Below are 1,103 nucleotides of genomic sequence, written 5' to 3' on the forward strand. Positions count from 1 at the left end.
AAAAGTGTTTGACTTGCTCATTTTGCACACCGAATGTGCTTGTTTGAATTCTCTCTATATAATAGAAAGAATGTTTGACGTACTGGTTGGTTCGTTCAGTTTTCAAAGATCAAAATAAATGGTGGAGCCTAGCGGGATCGAACCGCTGACCTCCTGCGTGCAAAGCAGGCGCTCTCCCAGCTGAGCTAAGGCCCCGTTATTAAGGAATGGTCGGGAAGACAGGATTCGAACCTGCGACCCCTTGGTCCCAAACCAAGTGCTCTACCAAGCTGAGCTACTTCCCGTTATAATGGCGCGCCCGAGAGGAGTCGAACCCCTAACCTTCTGATCCGTAGTCAGACGCTCTATCCAATTGAGCTACGGGCGCATATATATCGTATGGTGCCGAGGGCCGGACTCGAACCGGCACGGTGGAAACCCACCGCAGGATTTTAAGTCCTGTGCGTCTGCCAATTCCGCCACCCCGGCCTGGCATCTATGTTTTCACCTATGTTGTAAGTATCATTATAACTAGCTCTAATGTATCATTGGAGCGGAAGACGGGATTCGAACCCGCGACCCCCACCTTGGCAAGGTGGTGTTCTACCACTGAACTACTTCCGCATTAAAGTGCGGGTGGAGGGACTTGAACCCCCACGCCGTGAAGCACTAGATCCTAAATCTAGCGTGTCTGCCAATTCCACCACACCCGCAAAAACATGGTGAGCCATGAAGGGCTCGAACCTTCGACCCTCTGATTAAAAGTCAGATGCTCTACCAACTGAGCTAATGGCTCTCAATGTAACTAGCACTTTAATTTTTTAAGTTAGCTTTATGAGGCAACTAATGGTGCCGGCCAGAGGACTTGAACCCCCAACCTACTGATTACAAATCAGTTGCTCTGCCAGTTGAGCTAGGCCGGCTAACTTAAATGAAAATGGTGGAGGATGCAGGGTTCGAACCTGCGACCCCTTGCTTGTAAGGCAAGTGCTCTCCCAGCTGAGCTAATCCTCCGGATTTAATTAGGCTTGGCAGCGTCCTACTCTCACGGGGATCTACCCGACTACCATCGGCGCTGAAGAGCTTAACTGCTGTGTTCGGCATGGGAACAGGTGTGACCTCTT

At 50.4% G+C, this 1,103-nt stretch carries 9 tRNA genes and 1 rRNA gene; all 10 read right to left on the reverse strand.

Annotated features, from left to right (window positions below):
- Nucleotides 1–119 precede the first annotated feature (119 nt).
- A tRNA-Ala gene (locus D479_RS19625) sits at nucleotides 120–195 on the reverse strand.
- 12 nt (nucleotides 196–207) lie between these two features.
- Nucleotides 208–284, reverse strand: a tRNA-Pro gene (locus D479_RS19630).
- Between the two features lie 6 nt (nucleotides 285–290).
- Nucleotides 291–367, reverse strand: a tRNA-Arg gene (locus tag D479_RS19635).
- A 12-nt stretch (nucleotides 368–379) separates the two neighbouring features.
- Nucleotides 380–468, reverse strand: a tRNA-Leu gene (locus tag D479_RS19640).
- A 60-nt stretch (nucleotides 469–528) separates the two neighbouring features.
- Nucleotides 529–603, reverse strand: a tRNA-Gly gene (locus tag D479_RS19645).
- Between the two features lie 7 nt (nucleotides 604–610).
- Nucleotides 611–692, reverse strand: a tRNA-Leu gene (locus tag D479_RS19650).
- Between the two features lie 7 nt (nucleotides 693–699).
- Nucleotides 700–775, reverse strand: a tRNA-Lys gene (locus D479_RS19655).
- Nucleotides 776–826: 51 nt separating this feature from the next.
- A tRNA-Thr gene (locus D479_RS19660) sits at nucleotides 827–902 on the reverse strand.
- A 15-nt stretch (nucleotides 903–917) separates the two neighbouring features.
- Nucleotides 918–993 (reverse strand) — tRNA-Val (locus tag D479_RS19665).
- A 12-nt stretch (nucleotides 994–1,005) separates the two neighbouring features.
- A 5S ribosomal RNA gene (gene rrf / locus D479_RS19670) occupies nucleotides 1,006–1,103 on the reverse strand; the annotation flags it as partial.

It is taken from the genome of Halobacillus sp. BAB-2008 (assembly GCF_000328325.1).
Lineage (GTDB): Bacteria > Bacillota > Bacilli > Bacillales > Halobacillaceae > Halobacillus.